Annotated in this window: 19 protein-coding genes; 12 read left to right on the plus strand and 7 right to left on the minus strand. The window is 69.0% G+C overall.

The features are described from left to right. Positions 1 to 10 precede the first annotated feature (10 nt). The 4 genes from ACFV6H_RS02945 (at position 11) to ACFV6H_RS02960 (ending at position 5,635) form a co-directional block, all read left to right on the plus strand. Entirely contained in the window at positions 11 to 1,108 is a 1,098-nt protein-coding gene (locus ACFV6H_RS02945; protein WP_385537941.1) for a thiamine ABC transporter substrate binding subunit, read from the plus strand. An 89-nt stretch (positions 1,109 to 1,197) separates the two neighbouring features. Continuing rightward, positions 1,198 to 2,811 carry an ABC transporter permease gene (locus ACFV6H_RS02950; RefSeq protein ID WP_385537944.1) on the plus strand — a complete coding sequence of 538 codons (1,614 nt, stop codon included), beginning with the start codon at positions 1,198 to 1,200 and terminating at the stop codon, positions 2,809 to 2,811. Further along, entirely contained in the window at positions 2,811 to 3,875 is a 1,065-nt protein-coding gene (locus tag ACFV6H_RS02955) for an ABC transporter ATP-binding protein (protein ID WP_384985062.1), read from the plus strand. Before ACFV6H_RS02950 ends, ACFV6H_RS02955 begins: the two co-directional genes overlap by 1 nt. 176 nt (positions 3,876 to 4,051) lie before the next feature. Then, complete coding sequence (locus tag ACFV6H_RS02960) at positions 4,052 to 5,635, plus strand: hypothetical protein (RefSeq protein ID WP_385537787.1); 1,584 nt, start codon at positions 4,052 to 4,054, stop codon at positions 5,633 to 5,635. A 124-nt stretch (positions 5,636 to 5,759) separates the two neighbouring features. Here ACFV6H_RS02960 and ACFV6H_RS02965 read toward each other — a convergent pair whose 3' ends face one another. From ACFV6H_RS02965 to ACFV6H_RS02980, 4 genes are all read right to left on the minus strand, one after another. Continuing rightward, positions 5,760 to 6,914 (minus strand): hypothetical protein, encoded by a 1,155-nt coding sequence (locus ACFV6H_RS02965; protein ID WP_384985068.1) that lies wholly within the window; start codon positions 6,912 to 6,914, stop codon positions 5,760 to 5,762. Further along, complete coding sequence (locus tag ACFV6H_RS02970; RefSeq protein ID WP_093602257.1) at positions 6,896 to 7,624, minus strand: ABC transporter ATP-binding protein; 729 nt, start codon at positions 7,622 to 7,624, stop codon at positions 6,896 to 6,898. Before ACFV6H_RS02970 ends, ACFV6H_RS02965 begins: the two co-directional genes overlap by 19 nt. Positions 7,625 to 7,868: 244 nt before the next feature. Continuing rightward, the gene (locus ACFV6H_RS02975; protein WP_384985074.1) at positions 7,869 to 9,248 is read right to left on the minus strand and encodes an aspartate aminotransferase family protein; all 1,380 of its coding nucleotides are present in this window, start codon (positions 9,246 to 9,248) and stop codon (positions 7,869 to 7,871) included. Continuing rightward, a complete protein-coding gene (locus ACFV6H_RS02980) occupies positions 9,233 to 9,748 on the minus strand; it encodes an Lrp/AsnC family transcriptional regulator (protein WP_093602253.1) in 516 nt (171 codons plus the stop codon). Before ACFV6H_RS02980 ends, ACFV6H_RS02975 begins: the two co-directional genes overlap by 16 nt. A gap of 194 nt (positions 9,749 to 9,942) precedes the next feature. Between ACFV6H_RS02980 and ACFV6H_RS02985 the strand changes: the two genes are divergently transcribed. Then, complete coding sequence (locus tag ACFV6H_RS02985) at positions 9,943 to 11,382, plus strand: gamma-aminobutyraldehyde dehydrogenase (protein ID WP_384985217.1); 1,440 nt, start codon at positions 9,943 to 9,945, stop codon at positions 11,380 to 11,382. A gap of 88 nt (positions 11,383 to 11,470) precedes the next feature. Here the strand turns inward: ACFV6H_RS02985 and ACFV6H_RS02990 are convergent, their stop codons facing one another. Continuing rightward, the gene (locus ACFV6H_RS02990) at positions 11,471 to 12,196 is read right to left on the minus strand and encodes a glycerophosphodiester phosphodiesterase (RefSeq protein WP_385537793.1); all 726 of its coding nucleotides are present in this window, start codon (positions 12,194 to 12,196) and stop codon (positions 11,471 to 11,473) included. A 5-nt stretch (positions 12,197 to 12,201) separates the two neighbouring features. After that, positions 12,202 to 13,227, minus strand: coding sequence for an adenosine deaminase (locus ACFV6H_RS02995; protein WP_385537795.1), 1,026 nt, complete (start codon positions 13,225 to 13,227; stop codon positions 12,202 to 12,204). A 186-nt stretch (positions 13,228 to 13,413) separates the two neighbouring features. On the opposite strand from ACFV6H_RS02995, the gene ACFV6H_RS03000 reads away from it, so the two are divergent. Next, positions 13,414 to 14,097 (plus strand): DUF4190 domain-containing protein, encoded by a 684-nt coding sequence (locus ACFV6H_RS03000; protein ID WP_385537798.1) that lies wholly within the window; start codon positions 13,414 to 13,416, stop codon positions 14,095 to 14,097. 26 nt (positions 14,098 to 14,123) lie between these two features. On the opposite strand, the gene ACFV6H_RS03005 is transcribed toward ACFV6H_RS03000, so the two are convergent. After that, the gene (locus ACFV6H_RS03005) at positions 14,124 to 14,696 is read right to left on the minus strand and encodes an NADAR family protein (protein WP_385537801.1); all 573 of its coding nucleotides are present in this window, start codon (positions 14,694 to 14,696) and stop codon (positions 14,124 to 14,126) included. Between the two features lie 187 nt (positions 14,697 to 14,883). Here ACFV6H_RS03005 and ACFV6H_RS03010 point away from each other — a divergent pair, with 187 nt between their 5' ends. The 6 genes from ACFV6H_RS03010 to ACFV6H_RS03035 all read left to right on the plus strand — a co-directional run bounded on the left by ACFV6H_RS03010 (position 14,884) and on the right by ACFV6H_RS03035 (position 22,233). Further along, positions 14,884 to 16,401 carry a gamma-aminobutyraldehyde dehydrogenase gene (locus ACFV6H_RS03010; protein WP_385537804.1) on the plus strand — a complete coding sequence of 506 codons (1,518 nt, stop codon included), beginning with the start codon at positions 14,884 to 14,886 and terminating at the stop codon, positions 16,399 to 16,401. 53 nt (positions 16,402 to 16,454) lie between these two features. Further along, positions 16,455 to 17,702 carry a PotD/PotF family extracellular solute-binding protein gene (locus ACFV6H_RS03015; protein WP_385537807.1) on the plus strand — a complete coding sequence of 416 codons (1,248 nt, stop codon included), beginning with the start codon at positions 16,455 to 16,457 and terminating at the stop codon, positions 17,700 to 17,702. Between the two features lie 77 nt (positions 17,703 to 17,779). Then, positions 17,780 to 18,946: an ABC transporter ATP-binding protein gene (locus ACFV6H_RS03020; protein WP_384791117.1), complete on the plus strand. Its 1,167-nt coding sequence runs from the start codon at positions 17,780 to 17,782 to the stop codon at positions 18,944 to 18,946. Beyond that, positions 18,943 to 19,893 carry an ABC transporter permease gene (locus tag ACFV6H_RS03025; protein ID WP_385537811.1) on the plus strand — a complete coding sequence of 317 codons (951 nt, stop codon included), beginning with the start codon at positions 18,943 to 18,945 and terminating at the stop codon, positions 19,891 to 19,893. Before ACFV6H_RS03020 ends, ACFV6H_RS03025 begins: the two co-directional genes overlap by 4 nt. Next, positions 19,893 to 20,708: an ABC transporter permease gene (locus ACFV6H_RS03030; protein WP_384791111.1), complete on the plus strand. Its 816-nt coding sequence runs from the start codon at positions 19,893 to 19,895 to the stop codon at positions 20,706 to 20,708. Before ACFV6H_RS03025 ends, ACFV6H_RS03030 begins: the two co-directional genes overlap by 1 nt. Positions 20,709 to 20,754: 46 nt before the next feature. Beyond that, a complete protein-coding gene (locus ACFV6H_RS03035; RefSeq protein WP_385537816.1) occupies positions 20,755 to 22,233 on the plus strand; it encodes an NAD(P)/FAD-dependent oxidoreductase in 1,479 nt (492 codons plus the stop codon). The last annotated feature ends 113 nt before the right edge of the window (positions 22,234 to 22,346 follow it).

The raw sequence follows: 22,346 nt of genomic DNA on the forward strand, positions 1-22,346 counted from the left end.
CGTCAGAAGAATGGCGGTCGCCGCGGTCGCCGCCGCGCTCGGTGTCTCCTCGCTCGCCGCCTGCGGCGGCTCCGACGGCTCCGCGTCGTCCGGCGACAGCGCCGGTACGGGCGGTGGCGGGACGGCGTCGAAGACCGTCACTCTGGTCAGCCACGACTCGTTCAACGCCACTCCCGCCGTGCTCAAGGAGTTCACCGCGCGGACCGGCTACACGGTCAAGGTGCTCAAGAGCGGAGACGCGGGCGAGGCCCTCAACAAGGAGATCCTGACCAAAGGTTCGCCTCAGGGCGATGTCTTCTTCGGCGTCGACAACACCCTGCTCTCCCGCGCCCTCGACAACGGTCTCTTCACGCCGTACGAGGCGAAGGGCCTCGACCAGGTCGACGCGGTCACCCGGCTCGACGGGAGCAAGAACCGCGTCACACCGATCGACACCGGCGATATCTGTGTCAACTACGACAAGAAGTATTTCGCGGACAAGAAGCTCGCACCTCCGCAGTCTTTTGACGATCTGATCAAGCCGCAGTACAAGAATCTGCTGGTCACCGAGAACGCCGCGACCTCCTCGCCCGGTCTCGGCTTCCTCCTCGGCACGGCCGCGCGGTACGGCGACAACGGCTGGCAGGAGTACTGGAAGAAGCTGAAGGCCAACGGCGTCCAGGTCGTGGACAGCTGGGAGCAGGCCTACAACGAGAGCTTCTCGGGCTCGGCCGGAGGCAAGAAGGCCAAGGCCGACCGTCCGCTCGTCGTCTCGTACGCCTCCAGCCCGCCCGTCGAGGTGCTGTACGCCGAACCGCAGCCGAAGGAGGCCCCGACCGGAGTCTCCACCGGCACCTGCTTCCGGCAGATCGAGTTCGCCGGGCTGCTCACGGGCGCGAGGAACGAGGCGGGCGGCAAGGCCCTGCTGGACTTTCTGATCAGCGAGACCTTCCAGGCGGACATGCCGCTCAATATGTTCGTCAACCCGGTCGTCAAGAGTGTGGAGCTGCCCGAGCTGTTCACGAAGTTCGGCGCGACGGTCAGCGAGCCCGAGACCGTGGCACCCGACAAGATCGCCGCCAACCGTGAGCAGTGGATCCAGTCGTGGACCTCACTCGTGGTGAAGTAGCCGGCAAAGCGGCGAGCCGGGACCGGCAGACCCGTCGTACTCCGGAGAGAAGGCGGGCCGGGCGCGCGAACGCCGTCCGGCTCGCCCTCATGGCCGTGCCCGTCGCGTTCTTCGCAGTCTTCTTCGCCTATCCCGTGGCCGCGATCGTCGGCCGTGGGCTCAAGGCCGACGGTGCCTGGCGGTTCGGCCGCGTCGGTGACGTACTGAGCCGTCCCGACATCCTCGACGTCCTGTGGTTCACCACCTGGCAGGCGCTCGCCTCCACCGCGCTCACTCTGCTGATCGCACTGCCCGGCGCGTACGTTTTCGCACGCTTCGACTTCCCCGGCAGACAACTCCTGCGCGCGGTGGTCACCGTCCCGTTCGTCCTGCCCACGGTCGTCGTCGGTACGGCTTTCCTCGCGCTGCTCGGGCGCGGCGGACTGCTGGACGAGCTGTGGGGCGTACGGCTCGACACCACCGTCTGGGCGATCCTCCTCGCCCATGTCTTCTTCAACTACGCCGTGGTCATCAGGACCGTGGGCGGTCTGTGGGCGCAGCTCGATCCGCGCCAGGAGGAGGCCGCGCGAGTGCTGGGCGCGGGCCGGCTCATGGCCTGGTGGCGAGTGACGCTGCCGGCCCTCGCGCCCGCCGTGGCCGCCGCCGCGCTGATGGTCTTCCTCTTCACCTTCACCTCCTTCGGCGTCGTACAGATCCTGGGCGGCCCCGCCTACTCCACCCTGGAGGTGGAGATCTACCGGCAGACCGCGCAACTGCTCGACCTGCCCACCGCGGCCGTGCTCACACTCGTACAGTTCGCGGCGGTCGGCGGTGTGCTGGCCGTGCACGCGTGGACCGTACGCAGACGCGAGGGCGCGCTGAAACTGGTCGATCCCGCGCTGACCGCGCGCAGACCGCGCGGCGCCGGGCAGTGGGCGCTGCTCGGCGGAGTGCTCGGCACCGTGCTGCTGCTGGTCCTGCTGCCGCTGGGCGTACTGGTCGAGCGCTCCCTCGACGGGCCCGGCGGGTACGGTTTCGGCTTCTACCGGGCGCTCGGCTCGGTGGACGCGAGCGGCGGGACCTTTCTCGTACCTCCGCTGGAAGCCGTCTGGAACTCCCTCCGTTACGCGCTGGTCGCGACGGCCGTGGCGCTGGTGGTGGGCGGACTCGCCGCCGCCGCGCTGACCCGGCGCGCGGGCCGGCTCGTACGCGGCTTCGACGCGCTGCTGATGCTGCCGCTCGGAGTCTCCGCGGTGACCGTCGGCTTCGGCTTTCTGATCACACTCGACAAGCCGCCGCTCGATCTGCGGGCCTCCTGGATTCTGGTGCCGCTCGCACAGGCCCTGGTGGGCGTCCCGTTCGTCGTACGGACCATGCTGCCGGTGCTGCGGGCGGTGGACGGACGGCTGCGCGAGGCGGCGGCCGTCCTCGGAGCGTCGCCGCTGCGTGTCTGGCGGGATGTCGATCTGCCGCTGGTACGGCGGGCGTTGCTGGTCGCGGCCGGTTTCGCGTTCGCGGTCTCGCTCGGTGAGTTCGGTGCGACGGTGTTCATCGCGCGCCCGGACCGGCCGACGCTGCCGGTGGCCGTGGCACGGCTGCTCGGGCGGCCCGGCGAACTCAACTACGGGCAGGCCATGGCCCTGTCCACCGTACTGATGGTGGTGTGCGCGGTGTCGCTGCTGGCGCTGGAACGTATCCGTACCGACCGCTCCGGAGAGTTCTGATGGCCCTGCTGACCTTGTCGGACGTGACCGTACGGTTCGGCGACCGTACCGCGCTCGACGCGGTGGATCTGGAGATCGCCGAGCACGAGACCGTATGCGTGCTGGGGCCGAGCGGAAGCGGCAAGTCGACACTGCTGCGCGTGGTGGCCGGACTGACGCCGCCGGACGGCGGGCGGGTACGGCTGGACGGCGCCGACCAGTCGGGCGTGCCCGTGCACCGGCGCGGAGTCGGGCTGATGTTCCAGGACCATCAGCTCTTTCCGCAGCGGGACGTGGGCGGCAATGTCGCCTTCGGGCTGCGGATGCGCGGCGCCTCGCGCGGCGAACGGACCGGCCGCGTCGCGGAGTTGCTCGATCTCGTCGGACTGCCGGGCGCGGAGCGGCGGGCCGTCGCCGAGCTGTCCGGTGGTGAGCAGCAGCGCGTCGCATTGGCGCGGGCGCTGGCTCCACGGCCACGGCTGCTGATGCTGGACGAGCCGCTCGGCCAGCTCGACCGGAGTCTGCGCGAGCGGCTGGTGGTCGAACTGCGCGGTCTCTTCGGACGGTTGGGTACGACCGTGCTCGCCGTCACCCATGACCAGGGCGAGGCGTTCGCGCTCGCCGACCGCGTCGTGGTGATGCGGGACGGACGCGTCGCCCAGACCGGCACACCGGTGGCGGTCTGGCAGCGGCCCGCCTCGGCGTTCGTGGCGCGCTTCCTGGGCTTCGACAATGTCGTGGACGCGACGGTGAGCGGCGAGGCCGCCGATACGGTCTGGGGAAAGATCCCGGTGCCTGAAGGATCGGCGCCAGGAGAGCGGTCGGTGCTGGTGAGGCCGGCCGGCGTACGGCTGGTCGAGCCCGGCGACGGACTGCGCTGCACGGTCGAGGCGCGTACGTTCCGTGGCAGCCGGGTCGCGGTGCTGCTGCGGCCCGACGAGTCCTCCGGCGGCGGACCGGTTCTTGAGGCCGAGTGCGGGCTCAGGGACGCGCCACGGGAGGGCGCGGTGGTGGGAGTGGTGTTCGCCGCGGAGGAAGTGGTGGTGCTGCCCGACCGTGACACGGAGCTTCAGCGGCCGTCGTAGGGCGAGGTGCCGGAGCGTGTGAGGGCGAGGTGCCGGAGCGCGCGGCACCGGGCTTTCCGGGTGCGGCAGTGGCGCGTCGAGTAGCGTGGCTCCTCCGTGCCGGGACGGTCCGGAGCTGCCCTCAAGGGCCGCTCCATCCGCTGAGGGGGTCAGGCATCGAACTGCAGGAGACGGCCGTGGCCGAGACCACGGCAGCAGAGAGCCCCGACGGCGAATCGCCCTCGCGGATATCCGGGCATCCCGGACGCGACCGGCCGGCCGCCGGGCTGATACCCGCGGCAGCCGCCTTCGCCCTTGGCATATGGGGCATCACGCGCGACGGCACCATGTGGCGCGACGAGTCCGTGACCTATCAGGTGGCGCACAGGAGTTTTTCCGAGATCTGGCGGCTGCTGCATCACGCCGACGCCGTACACGGGCTCTACTACTTCTTCATGCACGCTCTGTACGGGATCTGGGACGGCGGTCTGCTCACGCTACGGATGCCCTCCGTACTCGCCATAGCGCTGGCGGCGGCCTTTGTCGGGCTCATCGCCCACCGGCTGGCCGGAGTACGGGCGGGAGTGCTCAGCGGAGTGGTCTTCGCTTTTGTTCCGGACATCCAGATGTACGCGCAGGAAGGGCGCTCCTATGCGATGGTGTGTGCGCTCGTCGCGTGTTCCACCTACCTTCTGGTCCGGTCGCTCGGCAGACCGTCCGGCACGCACTGGGCGCTCTACTCGCTGGTGAGCCTGACCGCGATCTGGCTGCATGAGTTCGCCGTACTCGCACTGCTCGCGCACGGTGTCTCGGTCGCTGTGATCCGTCCCGCGCCGAGGAACGTACGGGCCTGGCGCATCGCCGCCGGCCTCGCGTTCGTGGGATCGCTTCCGCTGATCCTCTTCAGCATGGGGCAGTCCGACCAGGTCTCCTGGATCGGCTGGCCCAAGGCGTGGGAGTGGTGGGAGATCGCGGGCTGGGCGCTTGTCTCCCTGGCCTGCGCCGGATATCTGGGCAGGGGCAGGGGTACGGGCGGAGGCACGGGCAGGAGCAGGGACACGCGCACGGACACGGGCACGGACACGGGAAATACCGCCGTGCTGCGCGTCGGGCTTCCTCTTGCCGTGCTCCCGACCGCCGTTCTGCTGCTCGGCTCCCTCTACGCGTCCATGTACGTCGACCGGTATGTGCTCTTCACCAATCTGGGCATCGCGCTGCTGCTCGGCACCACGCTGGACCGGCTGTTGAGGTCGAATCGGTGGACCGGCGCCGAAAGCACCCACCGTCCCACCGCCCGTGTCGCCGCCGTGGCCGGGCTGATCGCCGTACTCGCGCTCGTTCTTGTCCCTGTCAGCTCGCAGTTGCGGACGCCCGAGAGCCGTAAGGACGATCTGACGGCCATAGGGAAGGCGGTCGAAGAAGTCTCCGCCGATGGTGACGGGCTGATATTCACACCCGCGCGACGCCGTGAGTGGAAGCTCTCCTCCACCGGTCCCTTCGACTCCCTGGACGATCTGGCCCTCGAAGAGAGCCCGGCCGCGTCCGGTTCTCTCCAGGGCGAGGAGATGTCTGCCGCGCGTATCCGCGCACGGATGCTGTCCACACCGCGCATCGTGGTGCTGAGCGATCCGCAGGGCGAGCCGGAGGACGCCGTGGCACAGGAAGCGGTGAAACGCGCGGTGCTCCGTACGTACTTTCACGCGTGCTCGCGGGAGCAGGTCCGAGGAGCACAGGTGACGCTGTACGCCCGATCGGCCCGAGCATGCGACGACGCGGAGTGAAAACGGCTGCGGGGCCGAGGAGTTGATCCCCGGCCCCGCACATTCCCGGCCCCGTACATCCCTGGCCCCGCACATTCCCGGCCCACAGTCCCGCCCACTCCCGAACAGAGGGCGGACTCCTGGCCTATGTCGTCAGCGGGACCGCCGCCAGGGCCGCCACCATCCAGGTCAGCGGCGCGAAGATCGCCAGGATCGCGGTCGCCCGTACCGCCGCCGCCGTACGCAGCAGCCCGGCGTGGGCGCCCAGATGGTGCAGCGTCGTGGTGGTGGGCAGCCGGGCCTGGCGCGTCTCCACCGCGGCCGTCAGCAGTGTGGCCGCCGTACAGCCGATGACCAGGGCCGCGCCGAGGCTGGTGAGCGGGCCGAAGGGAGGCTCGTCACGTGGTCCGTAGAGGGAGTTGGCGGCGAACACGCCCGAGAGCACCGCGCACACGACGCCCAGCGGACGGCCGATCCCACGGGCCTCGGCCATCAGCGTGCGGCCCGCCAGCAGCCGGATCGCACCGGGACGCATGGTCTGGAGCAGCCGGCCGCAGAGATACGTGATGCCGGGACCGGCCAGGGCCAGCCCGACGGCTGTCAGCGACCAGCCCGCCAGCACACCGGCCGAACTGCCGTCGAAGCGGCCCGGCAACGGCGGAGTGGATCCGTTGCCGCTGCCGCCTCGGCTCGCATAGGTCTCGATCGCCAGGCCCGCCGTGGTGAGAGCGACTCCCCACGGCAGTCCGGTCGGCGCGGGCGCCGGATCCGTACTCTCCGGAGGACGTGCGGTCCTACGGGTGTGCTGCCGCATCACCAGCCCGGTCGCCGCCGTCGCGAACGTCGGCACCAGCGCCAGCAGCGTCAGCACCGCGGCCAGCGGGAGCGGCTGGTTCCTGGCGAGGAGGTCCGCCGCCTGGCCGGCGAAGAGCGTCCCGGTCAGATCGCGACGGAGATACATGAAGAAGAGCAGCGCCACCGCGCTCCCCACGGTGCAGGAGACGGCGGTCGAGGTGGCGGCCAGCGTGGTCAGCCGGGCCGGGCCGAGACCTACGGCCGACAGTCCGGTACGTGGCCGGGTGCCCGGATCGGTACGGGCCACCGCGACCGCGAACTGCACCGTCGCCGCCAGCGGGATCAGACACCAGAGCAGCCGTGGCAGGGAGCCGACGGGATGGTTCATCGCCCAGCCCAGGGTGCACAGCAGCAGAAAACCGACACCGGCGGACGCCGCCACGACCAGCAGCCGGCGCAGCAGGGCCAGGGGATGGGCGCCACGGCCTAGACGGAGAGCGAGCACGCGGCCTGACCTTCCGCTTCGGAGGGCCCGAGGGAGCTGACGCGGCGGCCGTCCACCAGTGGGACCGTACGGTCCGCGAGCGCCGCGACCTCCTCGTCCAGAGTGGCCAGGACGACGGTGATGTTGTGCGAACGGGCCGCGGTGGTCAGCGTACGGATCACCTGGGCCCGGTCCGTACGGTGCAGCGGCGCCGTCGGCTCGTCGGCGAAGAGCACCGCGGGCGTGGTGACCAGGGCGCGGGCGACCGCGATCCGCTGCCGCTGGGCCTGGAGCAGGGCGTACGGACGCTTCCTGGCGCAGTCACCGATGTCGAGGCGGTCCAGCCACTCCATTGCGGCGGTCTTGGCGGCGCGGTGCGTGGAGCCGCGCAGCAGCAGCGGCAGCGCCGCGTTCTCCCACGCGCTCAGCTCGGGCACCAGTGCGGGCTCGGGATCGATCCAGCTGAAGCGGTCCCTGCGGAGCCGCTCGCGCAGCACCGCGCTCATGGTGTGGACGGGCGAGTCGTTGAACCAGACCTCGCCCTCCTGCGGGACGAGCTGACCCGACAGACAGCGCAGAAGAGTCGTTTTTCCGCTGCCGCGCGGGCCGTACACGGCGAGGATCTCGCCCTCGCGCACGCCGAGCGAGACACCGTCGAGCGCGGGCGATCCATTGTGGGAGTAGGTCAGGGAACGCGCCCAGAGCACGTCGTTGTCAGGCGGGGCCACCATGGCGTACACCTCGGTTCTGATCGGACTTACCTCCGCCGTCCGGGTGAACGAAGGCGGCGACGATCGGTCACAGGGCACGCTAGGTATTCGGAACGGAGTGTGCGGACAGCACACGGCCCGGGTGCCGCCCTTCTCACTCGAAAGGCGGCACCCGGGCCGTCATGCGGGTGGTCCGGTCAGTCGCGGCCCGGTCCACCGGACCGCCGGAGCATGGTAGGCGCGCCCGGCGGAGTCCGGCCCGCCGTCACAGCTTGGTCCAGGCCTCCGTCAGCACCGACCGCAGGATGCCCTCGATCTCGTCGAAGGTCGACTGATCGGAGATCAGCGGCGGCGCGAGCTGGACGACCGGATCGCCACGGTCGTCGGCGCGGCAGTACAGCCCGTTCTCGTACAGCTCCTTGGAGAGGAAGCCGTACAGCACGCGCTCGGTCTCCTCGTCCGTGAACGTCTCCTTGGTGGCCTTGTCCTTGACCAGCTCGATGCCGTAGAAGAAGCCGTTGCCGCGCACATCGCCGACGATCGGCAGATCGTGCAGCTTCTTCAGGGTGTCGAAGAACGCGCCCTCGTTGTCGAGGACATGCTGGTTGAGGCCCTCGCGCTCGAAGATGTCGAGGTTGGCGAGACCGACCGCGGCGGAGACCGGATGGCCGCCGAAGGTGTAGCCGTGCAGGAAGATGTTGTCGCCCTGGTAGAACGGCTCGGCGAGCCGGTCGGAGACGATGCAGGCGCCGATCGGCGAGTAGCCCGACGTCATGCCCTTGGCGCAGGTGATCATGTCCGGTACGTAGTCGAACTTGTCGCACGCGAACATCGTGCCGAGCCGGCCGAAGGCGCAGATGACCTCGTCGGAGACGAGCAGCACGTCGTACTGGTCGCAGATCTCACGGACGCGCCGGAAGTAGCCGGGCGGCGGCGGGAAACAGCCGCCCGCGTTCTGCACCGGCTCCAGGAAGACCGCCGCGACCGTCTCCGGGCCCTCGAAGAGAATCTCCTGCTCGATCTGGTCGGCGGCCCAGCGGCCGAAGGCCTCGGGATCGTCGCCGTAGATCGGCGCGCGGTAGATATTGGTGTTCGGGACCTTGTGCGCACCCGGGACGAGCGGCTCGAACGGCGCCTTCAAGGCCGGCAGACCGGTGATGGACAGGGCGCCCTGCGGTGTGCCGTGATAGGCGACGGCGCGTGAGATCACCTTGTACTTGGTCGGCTTGCCGGTCAGCTTGAAGTACTGCTTGGCGAGCTTCCAGGCGGTCTCGACCGCCTCGCCGCCACCGGTGGTGAAGAAGACCTTGTTGAGATCGCCGGGCGCGTAGTGGGCGAGCCGTTCGGCCAGCTCGACCGCCTTCGGGTGGGCGTAGGACCACACCGGGAAGAACGCCAGCTCCTGGCCCTGCTTGTAGGCGGTCTCGGCCAGCTCGTGGCGGCCGTGGCCGGCGTTCACCACGAACAGCCCGGACAGACCGTCGAGATAGCGCTTGCCCTTGTCGTCGTAGATGTAGGTGCCCTCGCCACGCACGATGGTGGGCACGGGTGCGTTCTCGTAGGACGACATGCGGGTGAAGTGCATCCACAGGTGGTCGTACGCGGTCTTGGAGAGGTCCTTGCTCACGGCTATCGGGTTCCCCACATATAGGTCTGCTTCTTCAGCTTCAGATAGACGAAACTCTCGGTGGAGCGCACGCCGGGGAGCGCGCGGATCCTTCTGTTGATCACTTCCAGCAGGTGGTCGTCGTCCTCGCAGACGATCTCCACCATCAGATCGAACGAGCCCGCGGTCATCACCACGTACTCGCACTCGTCCATGGCCGTCAGGGCGTCCGCGACCGTCTCCATGTCGCCCTCGACATTGATCCCGACCATCGCCTGCCGCCGGAAGCCCACGGTGAGCGGATCGGTCACGGCGACGATCTGCATCACGCCCTGGTCGAGCAGCTTCTGGACGCGCTGGCGCACGGCCGCCTCGGAGAGACCGACGGCCTTGCCGATCGCCGCGTAAGGGCGCCGTCCGTCCTCCTGGAGCTGTTCGATGATGGCGAGGGAGACGGCGTCGATCGACGACGACGATCCGTTCCCGGCCCTGGAACCGGGCCCGGAGTCTGTTCTGGAGTCTGCGCTACGACTGGCCACGCGCCTCACTGTGCACTGCGACTCGTCCGTCCCGCAACCCTCCATCGATGATATTCGTTGTTCAAGGGCTGTTATCTCACCGAATCCGAAGTTCCCGGGGGGTCGGCCTGTCGAAAGCGTCGGCCGAAGGACTAGGGTTGGGGTGTCTCACCCATCGGACATCCGAGCATGAGCGACCAGGAGGAGGGGTGGCAGTGACCACCGAGCTGCGCCGGCTGCGCAACTACATCAACGGGGAGTTCCGGGACGCCGCCGACGGACGGACCATCGAGGTGGTCAACCCGGCCACGGGCGAGGCGTACGCGACCTCCCCGCTCTCGGGACCGGCCGATGTCGACGCCGCCATGGAGGCCGCCGCGGCTGCCTTCCCCGGCTGGCGCGACACCACTCCGGCGGAGCGCCAGAAGGTACTGCTCAAGATCGCGGACGCCATCGAGGAGCGCGCCGAGGAGCTGATCGCCGCCGAGTCCGAGAACACCGGCAAGCCGCTGGAGCTGACGCGTACCGAAGAGATCCCGCCGATGGTGGACCAGATCCGCTTCTTCGCGGGCGCGGCCCGGATGCTCGAAGGCCGCTCGGCCGGCGAGTACATGGAGGGCTTCACCTCGATCGTCCGCCGTGAGCCGGTCGGTGTCTGCGCCCAGGTCGCGCCCTGGAACTACCCGATGATGATGGCCGTGTGGAAGTTCGCGCCGGCCCTCGCCGCGGGCAACACCGTGGTGCTCAAGCCGTCGGACACCACTCCGGTCTCCACCCTGCTGATGGCGGAGATCATCGGCGCGATCGCGCCCAAGGGCGTCTTCAACGTCATCTGCGGCGACCGCGACAGCGGCCGGGCGATGGTCGAGCACCCGGTCCCGGCGATGGCGTCCATCACCGGTTCCGTACGGGCCGGGATGCAGGTCGCCGAGTCGGCGGCCAAGGATGTCAAGCGGGTCCATCTGGAGCTGGGCGGCAAGGCTCCGGTGGTGGTGTTCGAGGATGTGGATATCGCCAAGTCCGTCGAGGACATCGCGGTGGCGGGCTACTTCAACGCGGGCCAGGACTGTACGGCCGCCACCCGGGTCCTCGTCCACGAGTCCATCCACGACGAGTTCGTCGCGGCGCTGGCCAAGGCCGCGGCCGAAACCAAGACCGGTGCCGCGGACGACGAGGACGTGCTGTACGGGCCGCTCAACAACGCGAACCAGCTCAAGCAGGTCTCCGGCTTCATCGAGCGCCTGCCCGCGCACGCCAAGGTCCAGGCCGGCGGCCATCAGGTCGGTGACAAGGGCTACTTCTACGCGCCGACCGTCGTCTCCGGGCTCAAGCAGGACGACGAGATCATCCAGAACGAGGTCTTCGGCCCGGTCATCACCGTCCAGTCCTTCACGGACGAGGCGCAGGCGCTGGAGTACGCGAACGGCATCGAGTACGCGCTCGCCTCCTCGGTGTGGACGAAGGACCACGCGCGTGCGATGCGGATGTCGAAGGCCCTGGACTTCGGGTGTGTATGGATCAACACCCATATCCCGCTGGTGGCGGAGATGCCGCACGGCGGGTTCAAGAAGTCCGGCTACGGCAAGGACCTCTCGGCCTACGGCTTTGACGACTACACGCGCATCAAGCATGTGATGACGTCGCTCGACGCCTGACGACCGGCCCAGGAGCGGGTGGTGGACCGTCTGTCCACCGCCCGCTTCGTACGTCCTGGCGCGTACGGCCCGCTCGTACGGTGGTGCCTTACAGGCTGTGGGGCGCGGGCGGGCCGGTCAGGAGAGCGGCCAGGACGTCGACGCGATTGGTGGTGATCGAGTCGGCGCCGCGGGCGATCAGCCTCCGCATACTGCGCCGCGTGTCGGCGGTCCAGGCCGAGACCAGCAGTCCGTCGCGGTGGTTGCGGTCGGTCAGCTCCCGGCTGATCAGTCCGAAGCGGTAGTTGAGCCAGCGCGGCCGGACCGCCGCGAGCAGCGCGGGCCGTGGCGGTGCGAGCGTCGTCCATGTCATCGCGATCTCGGCGCTCGCGTCGGCGGCCCGGACGGCGAGCATCGCGCCCGCGCCCGCGCAGTAGTAAACACGCTCGGCGGCTCCGCACTCACGCACCGTACCCACGACCGTCCGCACCGACTTCTCCGTGGCGCCCGGGAGATCGATCATGAGCCGGGCTCCGTCCACCGCCGTGAGCGCCTCCCGCAGGCTCGGCACTTCGCCGCCGGTCAGCTCGTCCAGCTCCCGGTGTGTCAGCTCCGCGAGGGACCGGTCATGGCCCCAGAGCCGCTTCGGCGAGGAGTCGTGCAGCAGGACGGGCACTCCGTCCCTGGTCAGCCGTACATCGATCTCGACGGCGTGGGCTCCTCGCGTCAGCGCGGAGCGTATCGACGGGACGGTGTTCTCGCGGATCCGGTAGGGATCGCCGCGGTGGCCCACGGCGATTACGGTACGCGCGGCTGCCTCGCCGTCGCCGGTCATCGTCCTTACCGCGCGAGCCACTTGGCGGTGTACGTGTCGATCTCCGTGGCGAGCCGCTCCTTGCCCGGTGCGTCGAGGAAGGACGCCTCGACCCCGTTCTTCGCGAGATCGGCGAGCCCGCGCTCGTCCAGCCCGAGCAGCCGGGCCGCGACGCCGTACTCCTGGTTGAGGTCCGTGCCGAACATCGGTGGATCGTCGCTGTTGACCGTCACCAGCACACCGGCCTCGACCATCGCCTTGATCGGGTGCTCGTCGAGATCGGCGACCGCGCGGGTGGCGATGTTGGAGGTGGGACACACCTCCAGCGGGATGCGGTGCTCGGCGAGATGGGCGAGCAGCTCCGGGTCCTGGACGGCGCTGGTGCCATGGCCGATGCGCTCCGCGCGCAGCTCGCGCAGCGCGTCCCAGACCGTGCCGGGCCCGGTCGTCTCACCGGCGTGCGGTACGGAGTGGAGCCCGGCGTCGATGGCGCGGTCGAAGTACGGCTTGAACTGGGGCCTGGGCACGCCGATCTCGGGACCGCCGAGGCCGAAGGCGATCAGGCCTTCGGGACGCAGATCGACCGCGAGCCGGGCGGTCTCCTCGGCTGCTGCGAGTCCGGCCTCGCCCGGGATGTCGAAGCACCAGCGCAGTACGACGTCCAGCTCGCTCTCGGCGGCCTTTCTGGCGTCCTCGATGGCCTCCATGAAGGCCACCTCGGGGATGCCGCGGCTGGTCGAGCTGAACGGCGTGATGGTCAGCTCGGCGTAGCGGATGTTCTGCCGGGCCATGTCACGGGCTACCTCGAAGGTCAGCAGCCGGACGTCCTCGGGCGTACGGATCAGATCCACGACGGAGAGATAGACGTCGATGAAGTGTGCGAAGTCGGTGAACGTGAAGTACTCGACGAGCGCCTCGGGATCGGCGGGCACCTTGGAGTCCGGGTGCCGGGCTGCCAGTTCGGCCACGATACGGGGCGAGGCGGAGCCGACATGATGGACATGCAGCTCGGCCTTGGGCAGCCCCGCGATGAAGGGGCGCAGATCGGTCATCGGGATCCTCCGGATGGTGAGGCGGATGCCTGTGGTGAGGCTGGTACGGCGTTCTCCGGGGCGGGGGTCGCCCGCCCCCGCCCTGGGCCCTGCCCTGGGCGGCTCGGGTCAGGGATCATCGTAGGCCGGGCCGGTTCCGCGTGGAGCGGAGGCCGTAGCATGACGGAATCACGATGGGGGAGGCCCATGTCTGACAAGAGCGAGCGGCCGTCCGGCGGCTACGAGCCGAGCGATCCCTGGGCTCCACCGGAGCACAAGGCGCCGCTGGACAATCCGGCGGCGCACCAGGAGCCGCACGGGCCGCAGGGCGGGACCGTGCACGAGCAGCCGACGGTCGTCGGGATACCGGGCGGCGAGCCCGGTGCCGTACCGCCGCCGCCGACCGCCCCGGGCGGACCGGCCCAGCCGGCCCCGGGCCCGTACGGCTACCCGGGCATTCCGCCGCAGCCGACGCCGGGCGCCCAGCAGTCGGCGCCGCCGTACGGAGCCACGCCGGGCTATGGCTATCCGGCCCCCGGATACCCGGGCTACGGCAACGTCGGCTGGCAGCCCAGCCCGGCGAACGGCATGGGTATCACGTCGATGGTGCTGGGCATCATCGCCGTCGTCACCTTCTGCTTCTGGGGCGTCGGGATCATCGTCGGAGTGCTCGCGCTGATCTTCGGGATCATCGGCCGCCGCAAGGCCCAGCGCGGCGAGGCGACCAATGGCGGAATGGCGCTCGCGGGCATCATCCTCGGCTCGATCGGCGCGCTGATCAGTGCCGCGTTCCTCGGCTTCCTGATCTGGGCAATCGCCAACGACGAGAACTTCGACACCACGAACACCGATCCGTTCGCCACCTCACTCGTGGTCGACACCAGCCGCTGATCACGGCCGGGTCCGGCCCGGGTCGCTCATATCGACCGGAGCCGCTCGCGCGCCTCCATCAGCGCGAAGCCCAGCAGATTCAGCCCGCGCCAGCGCCCGGGATCCTGGGCGCGCTCATCGTCCGAGGCCAGTCCGATGCCCCAGATCCGGTCCATCGGGCTGGCCTCCACGAGTATTCGCTCGCCCGTGCCCAGCAGAAACGCGCGCAGCCCGGCATCCTGCCCGAACTTGTGGACGCTGCCGGCCACCACGATGCCGAAGCGCTCGCGCTCCCAGACGGCCTGGTCGAAATCGCGCACCAGCCGGCCCGCCTTCTTGGCGAGCGCCGGATTCGCCGCGCCGACGGCCGCGCGCTCGGCCTCCTCGTCACCGAAGAGCCGGGCCTTGCCCGCCATCATCCAGTGCTCCGCCGTCGCGTACTCCACGCCGTCGACCGTGAAGGGCGAGGGCCACCACTGGCTGAGACAGCTCGCGCCCAGCGTGCCGTCCCGCCGTGGAGTATGCCCCCAGAAGTGCAGATATTTGATCGTCTCGCCGCGCTCCGTCCGCTCGGCCAGCTCGGCCGCCGTACGGACCACGCTCCCCCGGTGATTGGTCATGCACGCGAGTCTGGCAGCCACCACTGACACTCCGTATGCCTCCGAGCATGCCGATGCGACACATGGTCGACCGATTCCGTCGCGTAACCAAAAGGCAACAACGGAATCCCTTGTTGAGCAGCATGTGCTCTGTCAGGATCGGCACTCAATTGAAGCCGGAGCTACAACTGGGCCAATGGAGAGCGTCATGACCAACCGCTTCCAGGTGCGGGACCGCTTCGCGGGCGGTGCGCAGTTCATCGGCGGGCGGCTGCGGCCCGGCACGTCGGGACGTACGCATGCCGTGGTGAACCCGGCGACGGGCGAAGAGATCTACACCTACGAGCTGGCGGGCGCGGCCGATGTCGACGCCGCCGTCGCCGCCGCGCTCGCCGCCTTCCCCGGCTGGGCGGGCGCCACGCCGGGCGCGCGCTCCGACGCCCTCCACCGCTTCGCCGAGGTCCTCGCGGAACAGGCCGCGGACTTCGCGCACGCCGAGACGCTCCAGTGCGGCAAGCCGATCAGACTGTCCACCGAGTTCGACGTCCCGGGCACCGTCGACAACACCGTCTTCTTCGCGGGCGCGGCCCGCCGTCTCGAAGGTGTCTCCGCCGGTGAGTACAGCGGCGACCACACCTCCTATGTACGCCGCGAGCCGATCGGCGTCATCGGCTCCATCGCACCCTGGAACTATCCGCTCCAGATGGCCGCCTGGAAGATCCTCCCGGCCGTCGCGGCGGGCAACACCATCGTGCTGAAGCCCGCCGAGATCACTCCGTTCACCTCGCTGATGTTCGCGCAGGCCGCCCAGCGGGCCGGACTTCCCGACGGTGTGATCAATGTCGTCTCCGGTGCGGGCCCGGACGCCGGCGAGCATCTCGTCGGCCACCGCGATGTCGTGATGACCTCCTTCACCGGCTCCACCGCTGTCGGCCGCCGCGTCGCCGAGATCGCCACCGCCACGGTCAAGCGGCTGCATCTGGAACTCGGCGGCAAGGCGCCCTTCCTCGTCTTCGACGACGCGGACCTGGAGGCGGCGGTCCACGGCGCGGTCGCCGGATCGCTCATCAACGCCGGCCAGGACTGCACGGCCGCCACCCGTGCCTATGTCCAGCGTCCGCTGTACGACGCTTTTGTCGCCGGAGTCGCCGCGCTGATGGAGACCGTACGCATGGGCGATCCGCTGGACCCGGACACCGACCTCGGCCCGTTGATCTCGCACAGCCACCGGGACCGCGTCGCCGGCTACGTCGACCGGGCCCGTGGCCACGCGCGTGTCGTCACCGGCGGCGAGGCGCCCGGAGGCGAGCTCAAGGAGGGCGCGTACTACCGGCCCACGCTCATCGTGGACGCCGCCCAGAACAGCGAGATCGTCCAGTCCGAGATCTTCGGACCGGTCCTTGTCGTCCTGCCGTTCGACACCGACGACGAGGGCATCCGCCTCGCCAACGACACTCCGTACGGCCTCGCCGCCTCCGCCTGGAGCCGTGACGTCTACCGCACCGGCCGCGCGACCCGGGAGATCAAGGCCGGCTGTGTCTGGGTCAACGACCACATCCCGATCATCAGCGAGATGCCCCACGGCGGCTACAAGGCCAGCGGGTTCGGCAAGGACATGTCCGTGTACTCCTTCGAGGAGTACACCCAGGTCAAGCATGTGATGTACGACAACACCGCGGTGGCCAGGAAGGACTGGCACCGCACGATCTTCGGCGACCGCTGTTAGGACCTGGATCGGCCGGCCGCCGGTCTTCTCACCCACCCGAAAGGGCACAGCGCATGGAGCAGTACGAGCCCGACCGTCTCTCCGCGGCCCAACTGGCCGCCGTGCGGCGCAGCATGACCAGTGGCCGGGGCGCCCTGACCCGCCGCTCGATGTTGCGCGCCACCGGCGCCGGCACGCTCGCGATCGGCGGGCTCGCCGGTCTGAGCGGCTGCGGGATCCCGCCCGCGAAGCGCGAGGGCGACGGCCCGGCGTCCACCGACCACTCGGCGACGGAGAAGCGGATCGTCTTCTCCAACTGGACCGAGTACATGGACGTCAGTGAGGACGAGAAGCACTACCCCACGCTGGACGCGTTCACCGAACGCACCGGGATCACGGTCAAGTACACCGCGGACATCAACGACAACGTCGAGTTCTTCGGCAAGATCCGGCCGCAGCTCGCGGCCGGCCAGGACACCGGCCGTGACCTCATATGCGTCACCGACTGGCTGGCCGCCCGGATCATCCGGCTCGGCTGGGCGCAGAAGCTCGATCCGTCGAACCTGCCGCACGCGTACGCCAATCTCTCCCAGCAGTTCCGCTCGCCCGACTGGGATCCGGGCCGCGCCTACAGCTATCCGTGGACCGGAATCCCCACCGTCATCGCCTACAACTCCAAGGCGACCGGCGGACGGAAGATCGACTCGGTCTCCCAGCTCCTGGACGACCCGCAGCTCAAGGGCCGGGTCGCCTTTCTCTCCGAGATGCGCGACACCGTCGGGATGACTCTGCTGGACCTCGGCAAGGACCCTGGGAGCTTCACCGACGACGATTTCGACGCGGCGATCGCCCGGCTCCAGAAGGCCGTCGACAAGAAGCAGATCCGCCGCTTCACCGGCAACGACTACACCGCGGACCTCGACAAGGGCGATATCGCCGCGTGTGTCGCCTGGGCGGGCGACATCGTCCAGCTCCAGAGCGACAATCCGGACGTCAAGTTCGCGATCCCGGAGACCGGTTACATCATCTCCAGCGACAATTTGCTGGTCCCGGCCAAAGCACGGCACAAGACCAACGCCGAGCGGCTCATCGACCACTACTACCAGCCGCCGATCGCCGCCCAGCTCGCCGCGTACATCAACTACGTCTGCCCGGTCGACGGAGTACGCGCCGAACTCACCAAGATCGACAAGTCGATGGCCGACAACACGCTGATCCTCCCGGACGCGGCGATGGCCGCCTCCTCGCACGCCTTCCGCTCGCTGAGCAGCAAGGAAGAGACGGCGTACGAGGAGAAGTTCGCCAAGCTCATCGGCGCCTAGGCCCCTGTCGGCCCATCGGCGCTCAGCTCCGCGTCGGCCGCCCGCCCGTCCACCTCTCATCCCCGGGACCGTTACCCATGACAGAGACCGCATCCACCAGCCGGGGCGGCGGCGACGTCCGCCTCACCGGGATCAGCAAGACATACGGCTCCTTCCACGCCGTCAAGCCGCTCGACCTGACCGTGCCCGAGGGCTCCTTCTTCGCCCTCCTCGGCGCGTCGGGCTGCGGCAAGACCACCACGCTGCGGATGATCGCCGGTCTGGAGGAACCGACCACCGGCACGGTCTTCCTCGGGGACACGGATGTCACAGAACTGCCGCCCTACAAGCGCCCGGTCAACACCGTCTTCCAGAGCTACGCGCTCTTCCCGCACCTCGACATCTACGAGAACGTCGCCTTCGGACTGCGCCGCCGCGGGATCAAGTCCGTACGCAAGCAGGTCGGCGAGATGCTCGATCTGGTCCAGCTCGGCGACTACGCCAAGCGCAAGCCGCACCAGCTCTCCGGCGGTCAGCAGCAGCGGGTCGCCGTCGCCCGCGCGCTGATCAACCACCCGCGGGTCCTGCTGCTCGACGAGCCGCTCGGCGCCCTCGACCTCAAGCTGCGCCGGCAGATGCAGCTCGAACTCAAGCGCATCCAGACCGAGGTCGGTATCACCTTCATCCATGTCACCCACGACCAGGAGGAGGCCATGACCATGGCCGACACGGTCGCGGTGATGAACGCGGGCCAGGTCGAGCAGCTCGGCAGCCCGGCCGATCTCTACGAGAACCCGGACACCACCTTCGTCGCCAACTTCCTCGGCACCTCCAATCTCATCGAGGCCGAGGTCGCCGAGATCAGCGGCGGCGATGTGGTGGTCACGGCGGGCGGCGCCAAGCTGCGGCTGCCCGCGGACCGCTGCTCCGCGCCGACCACGAGCGGTGGCCGGCTGCTCGTCGGCGTACGGCCCGAGAAGATCTCCCTGGCCCACGCGGACGACGCCGGGACCGTGCCCGACGGCCGTAACCGGATCACCGGGCGCATCGCCGACTCCAGCTTCATCGGTGTCTCCACGCAGTATGTGATCGACAGCCCGGTCTGTCCCGAATTCGAGGTCTACGCGCAGAACATCGAACGGGACGGCCGACTCGGCCCCGGCGCCGAGGTCGTACTGCACTGGAACCCGGCGCACAGCTTCGGTCTCGACGCCGCCATGGACATCGACGCGGGCATCGAGACCGTGGCCGAGGAGGCCTCGTGACCACCACGCAGGCCCCGCCCGCCGCGCCCACACCGCCCGTCCCGCCCACCGACGGCTCCGGTCCGCCGCTGCGCAAGACCTCCACGCGCAAGCGGCTCGTACCGTACTGGCTGCTGCTGCCCGGCATCCTCTGGCTGCTGGTCTTCTTCGCGCTGCCGATGGTCTACCAGGCCTCGACCTCCGTACAGACCGGCTCCCTGGAGCAGGGCTTCGAGGTCACCTGGCACTTCCAGACCTACTGGGACGCGCTCCAGGAGTACTACCCGCAATTCGTGCGCTCCCTGCTGTACGCGGGCACCGCCACGGTCCTGTGTCTGCTGCTCGGCTATCCGCTCGCCTATCTCATCGCCTTCAAGGCGGGCCGCTGGCGCAATCTGCTGCTGGTCCTGGTCATCGCGCCGTTCTTCACCAGCTTTCTGATCCGTACGCTCGCCTGGAAGACGATCCTCGCGGACGGCGGCACCGTCGTCGGTCTGCTGGACACCCTGCATGTGCTCGATGTGACGAGCTGGCTCGGCTGGACCGAGGGCAACCGCGTACTGGCCACGCCCATGGCGGTCGTCTGCGGTCTGACGTACAACTTCCTGCCGTTTATGATCCTGCCGCTCTACACCTCGCTGGAGCGTATCGACGGCCGGCTCCACGAGGCGGCGGGCGATCTCTATGCCAGACCGTTCACCACCTTCCGCAAGGTGACCTTCCCGCTCTCCATGCCCGGAGTCGTCTCCGGCACGCTCCTCACCTTCATCCCGGCGAGCGGCGACTATGTCAACGCCGAACTGCTCGGCTCCACCGACACCAAGATGGTCGGCAGCGTCATCCAGACACAGTTCCTGCGCGTGCTCGACTATCCGACGGCCGCCGCGCTCTCCTTCATCCTTATGGCGGTCGTCCTGCTGATGGTCACCGTCTATATCCGCCGAGCAGGGACGGAGGACCTGGTCTGATGGGCGTTCTGACGGATATGACGCGCTGGATCCGGCGCAATCTGGTGGTCCTCGCGGGCCTGCTGACGCTCGGCTACATGATCGTCCCCAACCTTGTGGTGATGGTCTTCTCCTTCAACAAGCCGAACGGGCGCTTCAACTACTCCTGGCAGCGCTTCTCCCTGGACGCCTGGAAGGATCCCTGCGGTGTCGCCGATCTGTGCGGCTCGCTGACTCTCTCGCTCCAGATCGCTGCCTGGGCGACGCTCGGTGCCACCGTGCTCGGCACGATGATCGCCTTCGCGCTGGTGCGCTACCGGTTCCGGGCGCGCGGCTCGATCAACTCGCTGATCTTTCTGCCGATGGCGATGCCCGAGGTCGTGATGGCCGCCTCGCTGCTGACGCTCTTCCTCAACCTCGGCGCGCAGCTCGGCTTCTGGACCGTCCTCATCGCCCACATCATGTTCTGTCTCAGCTTTGTGGTGACGGCCGTCAAGGCACGGGTCATGTCCATGGATCCACGGCTGGAGGAGGCGGCGCGCGATCTCTACGCCGGGCCCGTGCAGACCTTCGTACGTGTCACCCTGCCGATAGCCGCGCCCGGGATCGCGGCGGGCGCGCTGCTCGCCTTCGCGCTCTCCTTCGACGACTTCATCATCACCAACTTCAACGCCGGCTCGACCGTGACCTTCCCCATGTTCGTCTGGGGCTCGGCACAGCGCGGCACGCCCGTGCAGATCAATGTCATCGGCACGGCGATGTTCGTCGTCGCGGTACTGATGGTGATCGCCGGCCAGCTCGTCAGCAACCGGCGTAGGAAGACCGCCGCCGTGTGACCTCTGTGTGACATCCCGTGATCAGGTTCCGAAGGAGTTGGAAGACATGGCCCCAGGTGCCATGCGTACTGCCCTGACCCGTACCGCCCTGACCTCGCTCTCCGACGCACAGCCGGTGCCGTACTGGCTGGACGATCCCGGCAGGCCCGGAGCGCTGCCCGCCCTCACCGGCGACGAGCACTGCGATCTTCTTGTCATTGGCGGCGGTTACAGCGGACTGTGGACCGCGCTGCTCGCCAAGGAGCGCGATCCCGGCCGTGATGTCGTACTGATCGAGGGCCACGAGGTGGGCTGGGCCGCCTCGGGCCGCAACGGCGGCTTCTGCTCCGCCTCCCTCACCCATGGCTTCGCCAACGGACTCGCCCGCTGGCCGGGCGAGCTGCACAGACTGGAGGAGCTGGGCGAGCGCAATCTCGACGCCATCGAGGCGACGGTCGCCCGCCACGGGATCGACTGCGCCTTCGAGCGCACCGGCGAGATCGATGTGGCCACCGAGCCGTACCAGCTCGACGATCTGCGCGCGCTGTACGAGGAGGCGACCGCGCTCGGCTTCACCGGGCTGGAACTGCTGGACAGGGACGCGATGCGGGCCGAGGTCGACTCGCCGACGTTTCTCGGCGGGCTGTGGGACCGGCGCGGAGTCGCCATGCTGCATCCGGCGAAGCTCGCCTGGGGACTCAAGCGGGCGTGTCTGGACCTGGGCGTACGGATCTACGAGAACACCCGTGGGCTGGAGCTGGCGCGCGTCAGACGGCGTGCGGGAGCGGCTGTAGGTGCCACCGGGGGCGGTGCGGCCGGGGCCGGGATGGCTGTTCGTACGCCGTACGGCCGGGTCTTCGCGCGGCGCGTCGCGCTCGGCACCAATGTCTTCCCGTCGCTGGTCAGACGCGTCCGTCCGTACACCGTCCCGGTCTACGACTACGCCCTGATGACCGAGCCGCTGACGGACGAACAGCTCAGCGCGATCGGCTGGAAGAACCGTCAGGGACTCGGCGACAGCGCCAATCAGTTCCACTACTTCCGGATCACTCCCGACCACCGGATCCTCTGGGGCGGCTACGACGCGGTCTATCCGTACGGCGGGCGGCTCAGCGCCGAGCTCGACCACCGTCCGGAGACCTATCTCAAGCTCGCCACCCACTTCTTCGAGTGCTTCCCGCAGTTGGCCGGTCTGCGCTTCAGCCATGCCTGGGGCGGTGCGATCGACACCTGCTCGCGCTTCGCGGCCTTCTTCGGCACGGCGTACGACGGTCAGGTCGCGTACGCGGCCGGATACACCGGTCTCGGTGTCGGCGCGACCAGGTTCGGCGGTGAGGTGATGCTCGATCTGCTGGCGGGCGAGCGCACCGAGCGTACGGAGCTGGAGATGGTACGGAGCAAGCCGCTGCCGTTCCCGCCCGAGCCGGTCGCCTGGGCCGGGATCGGCCTCACCAAGTGGTCGCTGGCGCGCGCGGACGCCCGTGGCGGCCGGCGCAACGCCTGGCTGCGCACGATGGACAGGCTCGGACTGGGCTTCGACAGCTAGGTCGTCGCATATCGATCGACGGCGTCGATCAAGCAATCGAAAAGCCGACTTGGACGGGCGGCGGCAGGCGACGCCAGGATCTCGGGTGTGATCCCCGTCTTCACGGACGACGA

Source organism: Streptomyces sp. NPDC059743 (assembly GCF_042732975.1).
Classification (GTDB): Bacteria; Actinomycetota; Actinomycetes; order Streptomycetales; family Streptomycetaceae; genus Streptomyces.

What these genes read in the sequence shown, in the direction of transcription:
- ACFV6H_RS02945 (WP_385537941.1), top strand. Translation starts at nt 11, where the DNA reads ATGGCGGTCGCCGCGGTCGCCGCCGCGCTCGGTGTCTCCTCGCTCGCC.
- ACFV6H_RS02950 (WP_385537944.1), top strand. Translation starts at nt 1,198, where the DNA reads ATGGCCGTGCCCGTCGCGTTCTTCGCAGTCTTCTTCGCCTATCCCGTG.
- ACFV6H_RS02955 (WP_384985062.1), top strand. Translation starts at nt 2,811, where the DNA reads ATGGCCCTGCTGACCTTGTCGGACGTGACCGTACGGTTCGGCGACCGT.
- ACFV6H_RS02970 (WP_093602257.1), bottom strand. Translation starts at nt 7,624, where the DNA reads ATGGTGGCCCCGCCTGACAACGACGTGCTCTGGGCGCGTTCCCTGACC.
- ACFV6H_RS02990 (WP_385537793.1), bottom strand. Translation starts at nt 12,196, where the DNA reads ATGACCGGCGACGGCGAGGCAGCCGCGCGTACCGTAATCGCCGTGGGC.
- ACFV6H_RS02995 (WP_385537795.1), bottom strand. Translation starts at nt 13,227, where the DNA reads ATGACCGATCTGCGCCCCTTCATCGCGGGGCTGCCCAAGGCCGAGCTG.
- ACFV6H_RS03000 (WP_385537798.1), top strand. Translation starts at nt 13,414, where the DNA reads ATGTCTGACAAGAGCGAGCGGCCGTCCGGCGGCTACGAGCCGAGCGAT.
- ACFV6H_RS03005 (WP_385537801.1), bottom strand. Translation starts at nt 14,696, where the DNA reads ATGACCAATCACCGGGGGAGCGTGGTCCGTACGGCGGCCGAGCTGGCC.
- ACFV6H_RS03010 (WP_385537804.1), top strand. Translation starts at nt 14,884, where the DNA reads ATGACCAACCGCTTCCAGGTGCGGGACCGCTTCGCGGGCGGTGCGCAG.
- ACFV6H_RS03015 (WP_385537807.1), top strand. Translation starts at nt 16,455, where the DNA reads ATGGAGCAGTACGAGCCCGACCGTCTCTCCGCGGCCCAACTGGCCGCC.
- ACFV6H_RS03020 (WP_384791117.1), top strand. Translation starts at nt 17,780, where the DNA reads ATGACAGAGACCGCATCCACCAGCCGGGGCGGCGGCGACGTCCGCCTC.
- ACFV6H_RS03030 (WP_384791111.1), top strand. Translation starts at nt 19,893, where the DNA reads ATGGGCGTTCTGACGGATATGACGCGCTGGATCCGGCGCAATCTGGTG.
- ACFV6H_RS03035 (WP_385537816.1), top strand. Translation starts at nt 20,755, where the DNA reads ATGGCCCCAGGTGCCATGCGTACTGCCCTGACCCGTACCGCCCTGACC.